Source organism: Candidatus Anoxymicrobium japonicum (assembly GCA_002843005.1).
GTDB lineage: Bacteria > Actinomycetota > Geothermincolia > Fen-727 > Anoxymicrobiaceae > Anoxymicrobium > Anoxymicrobium japonicum.
In genome coordinates this window covers 1-1,941 of sequence record PHEX01000124.1, presented here as the reverse complement: position 1 = coordinate 1,941, position 1,941 = coordinate 1, and the positions used below count along the sequence as shown (strand labels likewise).

At 58.4% G+C, this 1,941-nt stretch carries 2 protein-coding genes; one reads left to right on the top strand and one right to left on the bottom strand.

What is annotated here, in order from left to right:
• Positions 1–352 (bottom strand): IS66 family insertion sequence hypothetical protein (locus CVT63_08345; GenBank protein ID PKQ26860.1); only part of this gene is annotated, 352 nt, incomplete at its 3' end.
• A gap of 166 nt (positions 353–518) precedes the next feature.
• Between CVT63_08345 and CVT63_08340 the strand changes: the two genes are divergently transcribed.
• The gene (locus tag CVT63_08340; GenBank protein ID PKQ26859.1) at positions 519–1,934 is read left to right on the top strand and encodes an IS4 family transposase; all 1,416 of its coding nucleotides are present in this window, start codon (positions 519–521) and stop codon (positions 1,932–1,934) included.
• Positions 1,935–1,941: the final 7 nt, after the last annotated feature.

Genomic DNA, 1,941 nt, shown 5'->3' with positions numbered 1-1,941 from the left:
GCACTATAAGCCGACGGCCGTTCGGCAGGGCAATCTCCACCTGAGAGGTCCGTGAGGGATCAGGGGGATCAACCGGCCCGGGCCGAGAAGCCGGGGCATCCGTCGTCACGGTCACCGGGGCGAAGGATACCGGGCGGGACGCACCAAGCTCACCGTTCCGATACTGCCGACGCCAGATCGTCAACAGCGATCGGCACATGCCATGCCGCCTCGCCGTGGCCGACACTTGCCGGTGGCCGACAAAACTTTCCTCGACAATGCGCAGCTTGTCCTCATCCGACCATTGCCGACGGCGAACGCCATCGGCCGCGGAGAGAACTTCGATTTGAGGGCGGTGAATGAAATCGGACATAAGGTCGGACTTATCATCGGATCGCAACCGAAGTCAGACGGCCCCCGCCGTCTTGCAGTTACCCATAAGTGTGGAGCGGCGAATTGATTCACCTGTCAGTCTTGGTCTTGCTCGAAATGACCCGATCATGATTCGTCATGTGGCACCAAATGATTGAGGTGCAGACATGGGACAGACTTGGGTGAAAACTGAAACTGCTGGATGCGATCTGGGAGATGTCCGACTGAACCGGCGGCTCGAAGCAATGCTCCAGGCTCTTGGAGAGCGACCGGGAGAATCGCTGCCGACGGCGTTTCAGGACTGGTCGAACACCAAGGCCGCCTATCGCTTCTTTTCCAATGGCAATATCAGCGAAGACAAGATTCTTGAGGGCCATTTTGCCGCTTCTGCCCTGCGTATTCGAGCAACTGATGGTCCCATCCTGATCCTGCAGGATACCACAGAATTCTCCTTCAAGCGTTCGGCTCCAGAGAAGGTGGGGTTCACGAAGATATCGACCGGACGCAAGCTGAAGGAAGGACGGTTTCAGAAACATGCGGTCTGCGGGCTCTTGATGCATGCCAGCCTGGCCATCACGCCAGAGGGTTTGCCACTCGGGCTGACGGCGGCGAAATTCTGGTCGCGCAGCAAGTTCAAGGGAACCGCCGCCCTCAAACGCAAGATCAATCCGACCCGAGTACCGATTGAACAGAAGGAAAGCATGCGCTGGCTCGACAATCTGCGCCTGTCCACCGAATTGACCGGGGTGCCAGAACGTTGCGTGCATGTCGGGGATCGGGAAAGCGACATTTACGAACTCTACTGCCTATCCGAGGAGCTTGGGACAGGGTTCCTCGTGCGCAGCTGCGTCGACCGTCTGGCAGAAGATGGCGGCACAACCATTGCCAAGGTAATGGCTGAGGTGCAATCCAGTGGCACCCACGAAGTCCGGTTCCGGGACGCGCAGGGCAAGGATCATTGCGCCATGCTGTCTGTCAAGCACGCGACGATGACTGTCCGCCCCCCGATAGGAAAACAGCGGAAATACCGGCACCAAAACCTTCAGGTAATCCATGCTGAGGAACTCAATCCACCAGAAGGCAGAGCGCCCGTCTTCTGGAAACTGATCACGAACCTGCCGGTCACGACCCATGCCGAAGCTGTCCACAAGCTCGATTGGTACGCGTTGCGCTGGAAGATTGAGACCTTTTTCCGGACCCTGAAGATCGGGTGTCGGATCGAGGAGCTGCGTTTGGCCACGGCTGACAGACTGGCAAACTGTATCGCAATGTGCTGCGTCGTGGCCTGGCGCGTATCATGGCTGACAATGCTCAGCCGAGAGGTATCAACAGCATCTCCTGATGCCGTCTTCACCAACGCTGAGCGCAGCCTGCTCGAACGCGTGACCCCAGAATGCAAAAGAAAAATGCCACGCGACCTGAACTTCTATGTCAGGGCGGTCGCGCGACTCGGGGGCTATCTCGATCGCTCATCCGATGCGCCGCCAGGGACGACGATCATATGGCGCGGCCTCTCCCGCCTCGTTGACCTTGTCGAAGGCGCGCGTCTCGCGGAAACATCGCCACCAGAGACTTATGGGTAACTGCAAG